5 protein-coding genes are annotated in these 5,061 nt (G+C 72.4%); 3 read left to right on the top strand and 2 right to left on the bottom strand.

Translation table 11 applies throughout. The annotated features are described in order from the left end of the window. From GUY60_RS34255 to GUY60_RS34245, 3 genes are all read left to right on the top strand, one after another. On the top strand, window positions 1-532 hold a 532-nt coding region (locus tag GUY60_RS34255; RefSeq protein WP_246236006.1), incomplete at its 5' end, for a thiamine pyrophosphate-dependent enzyme. Window positions 533-712: 180 nt separating this feature from the next. Further along, complete coding sequence (locus GUY60_RS34250) at window positions 713-1,399, top strand: Clp protease N-terminal domain-containing protein (RefSeq protein ID WP_246236004.1); 687 nt, start codon at window positions 713-715, stop codon at window positions 1,397-1,399. A gap of 171 nt (window positions 1,400-1,570) precedes the next feature. Then, window positions 1,571-1,921: a VOC family protein gene (locus GUY60_RS34245; protein ID WP_161705050.1), complete on the top strand. Its 351-nt coding sequence runs from the start codon at window positions 1,571-1,573 to the stop codon at window positions 1,919-1,921. A gap of 40 nt (window positions 1,922-1,961) precedes the next feature. Here GUY60_RS34245 and GUY60_RS34240 read toward each other — a convergent pair whose 3' ends face one another. Continuing rightward, entirely contained in the window at window positions 1,962-3,926 is a 1,965-nt protein-coding gene (locus GUY60_RS34240) for a DUF5107 domain-containing protein (protein ID WP_161705048.1), read from the bottom strand. A gap of 48 nt (window positions 3,927-3,974) precedes the next feature. After that, window positions 3,975-4,871, bottom strand: coding sequence for an arginase family protein (locus GUY60_RS34235; protein ID WP_161705046.1), 897 nt, complete (start codon window positions 4,869-4,871; stop codon window positions 3,975-3,977). Between the last annotated feature and the right edge of the window lie 190 nt (window positions 4,872-5,061).

Raw genomic sequence — 5,061 nt, 5'->3', positions numbered from 1 at the left:
CCTCGATGTCCTGTCCGAACTCGTCGACCCGGAAGGGGTGTTGGTCGAAGAGGCGCCGAGCCACCGTGAGGCGCTGCACGCCCGGCTGCCGATCCAGCGGGCGGGCGGCTTCCTCACCACCGGCAGCGGCGCGCTCGGCTGGGGATTGCCACTCGCGGTGGGCCGCGCCCTCGCCGGGGGCGGACGGGTGGTGTGCGTGGTGGGCGACGGTTCGGCCCTCTACTCGGTGCAGGCGATCTGGTCGGCGGTACGACACCGGGCCCCCGTGACGTTCGTACTGCTCGACAACGGCGGCTACGAGGCGGTCAAGGCCCTCGGCCGCCGCATGGGCGCGGAGGACATTCCGGGTACGGACATCGGCGGCATCGACTTCCCGGGCCTCGCCACGTCGTTCGGCTGCCCTGCGACCGTGGCGGAGGACCCAAAGACCCTGCGCGCGGAACTGATCCGCGCCCTGGAACCGGCGGGTGGCGGCCCAGTACTCCTCCGCGTACGGGTCGCACGCGAGCGGACTGCGGCCTACGGGGACTGAGGACTGGCGGGAACTGGACATGAAAAAAACGTAGCCCGCATCTCCGCCGGAAGGCCCGGCTCCGGCCCCGGAGCCGCCCCTGAACTCGACCCCGACGCCAACCCCGATGCCACCCCTGAGACAACCCCCAACTGGCAACGAGCTCTTGACACTTGAGAACTGTCAAGGCGTACTTGCCCTATGGCCCTACCCGACCTGGACGACCTCATCGCAGAGGTGGACCGCACCTGCGCCACCGCCCACACCCCCGCCGACCGCGAGCAGCCGGACTGGCTCGCGCTCCTGACCACGGCCGCCCACCTCTCCGGCCGGCTCCAGGCCCTGGCCGACGACCTGGTCGAGGACTACGTGGACCACTGCCGGATGCACGGCGCCTCCTGGACCGACATAGGAGCGGCCCTCGGCGTCAGCCGGCAGGCGGCGCAGCAGCGCTTCCACGCGCCGCACAAGCGATACAACCCGGACGAGCACTTCACCCAGGAGCTGCGGCTCGCCATGGGCCACGTCAAGCGGGCCGCCGTGCAGCACCGCAACAACTACATAGGTACGGAGCACCTGTTGTTCGGCCTGACCGCCGAGGACAACAGCGCCACCCGGCTCCTGGAACGCGCCGGGGCGGACCGGGCACGGCTGCACGGCGCGGTCGCCGCGCGGCTGAGCCTCGGTGCCTCGCAGGCCGCCGAGCGGATCGCCTGGACGCCGTACTCCCGCAAGGCCATCGCCGTGGCCGAAGACGCCGCGCGCGAGGCGGGCTCGGCGCTGATCGACTGCGACCATCTGCTGCTCGGCCTCGCGGCCCTCGGCAGGGGCGTCGCGGTGGGCGTCCTCGACGAGGCGGGGGTCGACACGGATGCGCTGCGGGCCTGAGAACGCCGAGCGCGCCGAGAACGCCTCAGATCGCCTCAGATCGCCTCAGATCGCCTGCGAACGCCTGCGAACGCCTGCGAACGCCTGCGAACGCCTGCGGCCACGGGCTTGGCCGGGTCGATGCGGTCGAAACGATCACATAGCCGGGGACCCCCAACTAGGCTTCTCCCCATGGAGATCCTGGGAACCACGCTGCGTATCTGCGTCGATGACCTGGACGCCGCAGTCGCCTTCTACGAACGTCTCACCGGCACCGCGGCGCAGCGGTTCGATCGCGGCGGAGTGTCCGTCGCCGCGGTGGGCTGCTTCCTCCTGATGAGCGGTCCCGCGGCCGAGCTGGACGTGCTGCGCAAGGTGACCGCCACCGTCGCGGTCGCGGATGTCGACGAGGCGCAGAAGGCGCTCACCGAGTCCGGCGCACGGGTCGTCGCGGGCCCGGTCGCCACCCCGGTGGGGCGCAACCTGATCGCGCTGCACCCCGACGGCTCGATCTTCGAGTACGCGGACCGCAACGCGGTCTAGCGGGCGCCTCTCTGCTACAAGGCTTCGCTACAAGACCTCGCTACGAAGCCTCCGGCGGTCGCATCCTGAACTCGTAGCGCGCGGGCAGGGGTTCGTCCGTGATGCGTGCCCAGGTCTCCCCCACGACCTCCGCGCCCTCCCGTAGGTCGGCCACCTCGAAGCCCGCGTCGAACACGGCCCGCGCACCATCCGTGTCGCCCTCGGCGAGCAGCAGGCAGGCCAGGAGGAGACGGAAGCGGCCGCGTTCCCTGGTGGCCGGGCGGAGCCGGTGCCACACCGTGCGGGCGGCGGCGGTGCGGCCCGCCGCGAGCAGCACCTCGATGGCCTCGCGGCCGAGCGCGGCCGTCGCCGCGGTCCACACCTCTCCGTCGCGCCGCTCGGCACACAGGTCGTCGAAGGCCTCCGTATAGCGGTCGGCGGCCCGTTCCAGGTGGCCGGACTCACGGTCGGCGACGGCAAGGCAGCGCAGCAACGGCCAGGTGGAGGGGGCGAGTTCGAGTCCGCGCTCCCAACTGCGCACCGCCTGCGCCAGGTCCCCGGCATGCCACTGGGCGACCCCCAGGTGGTACTCGGTGAGCGGCTCGGCGGGCGCCGTCTCCAGCATGTCTCGCCAGGCCGGCCCGACGAGGCTCGCGCCGGGCGGTGTCACCCTGCGCGGCACGGGCAGCGACCCGGCACGCAGCAGCTCGGCCCACGGCTCCTGAGCCGGTCCAAGGGTCGCCGCGTCGAACGGCGTGCCCGGCAACTTCTCACCGGTGCGCAGCACTTCGAGGGCGCCCCAGCCCGAGCCGGTGGCCAGGCGTTCGCCGGGTTCGGTGTCGGCCGTGGCCCGCCACGCCGCGTAGGCCTCGTCCACGTCGGCCCGCGACAGGGCCGCGTCGAGCCGCCCGGCGACCTCCGCGCGGGCGGCGGCCCAGTCGGTGCCGTGCGTCCGTACGGGATCGGCGCTGAGCGGACCGTACGCCTCCAGCCAGGCGAACTCGCTCTCGGCGTCCAGCTTCACGTGCTCCAACTGGGTGCGGGCCAGGCCCGCCTGGATCTCCGCGTACCCGCCCGTGCCCGGCTCGGTGAGCCAGGACTGCCAGCGCCGGCCGCCGGTGCCCGCGCCCCAGAGGAACAGTTTGCGGCCGCGCAGCAGATCGGTGGACGTCTGCACCAGGCCGTGCCCGGCGTCGTCGAGCGCGGCGATCCAGCGCCGCTCACCGTCCGGCACCTCGTAGAAGTAGTCCGCCGGATAGGTGCTGCGCAACGGGTACGAGCGGTCGACGCCGTCGGACTCCGGCGCGGGCACCCGGCGCAACGTCCGCTCGTACCCGAAGTGCCAGGCCTCGTCGGCGGGTGCGAGGACCCGGCGCTCCTCGGGCACGGCGATGTTGGACCACCAGTAGGCGGGTGCGGGCTTCTCGTGCGGGTTGCGGATCCGGACCCCGACGTACAGGAAGTCCGAGCCGTCCGGCAGCCAGAGGTCGACCTGGAAGGGCAGGTCACGGAGGCGTTCCCACTCCCACAGGCGCAGCATCGGCCCGCCGTCGGGCGCCGTGACCTCGGCCGCGTGCACGGGTGCGCAGGACAGGGTGGTGTGGCCGGTGGCGCCGATGTTCCACTCGATGCCGCCGGAGAACCAGGCGCCGTTCAGGGCGAAGTCCGCGGGCTGGAACACCGGGTTGCGGTACAGGAGTTCATGCCCGGTCGGCTTGTGGAACAGGGAGTGCACCCGGCCGCCCAAGCCGGGCAGCACGGTCACGCGCAGCCGGTCGTTCTCCAGGATCAGGGTGTCGAGGGTGAGGTCGGCGCGCTCGCGGCCGTACCCGTCGAGCAGCCGGGTGGGCAGCACACCGCGCAGCGGCGCGTACCCGACCTGCCGGGCCATGTCGCGCGGCAGGTCGGCGCGGGTGCGTGCGTCCACATGGTGCGCCTCGTCGAGGGGGCGCAGCGGGGGCAGCGGGTTCTCCGGGCCCAACTCCGCGCCCGGCAGGGTCAGTACGTCGCCTCGGATCGTCGTCACCCGACCATGGAACAGGGTGAGCCGCCGACTGACCAGGGGCTCCTCCGGTCAGCTTTGGGCAAAGGCGGACACCACCAGGTCGGTGAGGAGCGCGCCCGCGGTGCCGTCGGGGTCGAGGTCCGGGTCGTAGATGGTGACGTTGAGGCCCACGCAGTGCGGTGAGCGCACCAATGTTCCGAGCACCGCGGCCAGTTCATCGGGCAGGAGCCCGTCGGGGTCGGGCGCGTCGACGGCGGGCATCACCGTCGGGTCCAGGACATCGGCGTCGAAGTGCACCCAGAATCCGTCGAGTCCGGAGCCATCGAAGCTCTGCCGTACGGCGTCGGCGAGCGCCGCAGGGCCCCACTCGCGCAGCTCGCCCACGCTCACGGTGGGGATCTTCAGGGCGGCCAGTTCCTGCCGGTCCCGGTCGCCGTCCCTGATGCCGAAGAGGCGTACGTCCTCGTCCCTGAGGTACGGCCCGAGGCCCTCCAGGTCGGTGAGGTCCCGCTGCCCGCGGCCGGTGCCGAGGGCGAGTTCCTCGCCGCCCGCGGCGCCGATCCGCTCGGAGTTGCCGGGGTGCCGGAAGTCCGCCGAACCGTCGATCGCGGCCAGTCCGTACCGCCCTGTCCGACGCATCGCGAGGGACGCGCCCAGCTGGATCGAGCAGTCCCCGCCGAGCACCAACGGGAAGTCCCCGGCCCGCAGATGACGTTCGATACGGTCGGCGAGCTTCGGCGTGTACGCGGCGATGGCGGCGGCGTTGAACACCCCGTCGCCCTCCTGCCACGTCCCCAGGTCGTACCTCGGCGGTACGACCACACCGCCCTCGAAAGCGCCGAGCCGCTGGACGATCCGCTGCTCGCGCAGGGCGCCCGCGAGCTTGTAGCAACCCGGTACGGTGCCGGGCGCGGGCGGCCGCAGACCGAGGTTGGACGGGGCGTCGATGACCACGATGCGTCGCATGGGGCCATCCTGCGCGACCAGCATCCGGGTCCCCCGCAGCCGCCACACCTCGGCTGCGGCACAGCTCCCGCACCTCAAGCCCCTGGCAGACCCCAAGCCCTGAGCGCTAAACCCTGTGCGCTAAACCCTGTGCGCTCAGCCCTAGGCACGAAACTCCATGCGCTAAGGCCTATGCGCCAAGCCCCAAGCC

Origin of the sequence: Streptomyces boluensis (assembly GCF_009908195.1) — a bacterium.
Lineage (GTDB): Bacteria > Actinomycetota > Actinomycetes > Streptomycetales > Streptomycetaceae > Streptomyces > Streptomyces boluensis.
This window is presented reverse-complemented; position numbering and strand designations above follow the sequence as displayed.

Excerpts from the sequence above, each read along its gene's own strand:
- GUY60_RS34250 (WP_246236004.1), top strand. The coding sequence starts at position 713 with ATGGCCCTACCCGACCTGGACGACCTCATCGCAGAGGTGGACCGCACC.
- GUY60_RS34245 (WP_161705050.1), top strand. The coding sequence starts at position 1,571 with ATGGAGATCCTGGGAACCACGCTGCGTATCTGCGTCGATGACCTGGAC.
- GUY60_RS34235 (WP_161705046.1), bottom strand. The coding sequence starts at position 4,871 with ATGCGACGCATCGTGGTCATCGACGCCCCGTCCAACCTCGGTCTGCGG.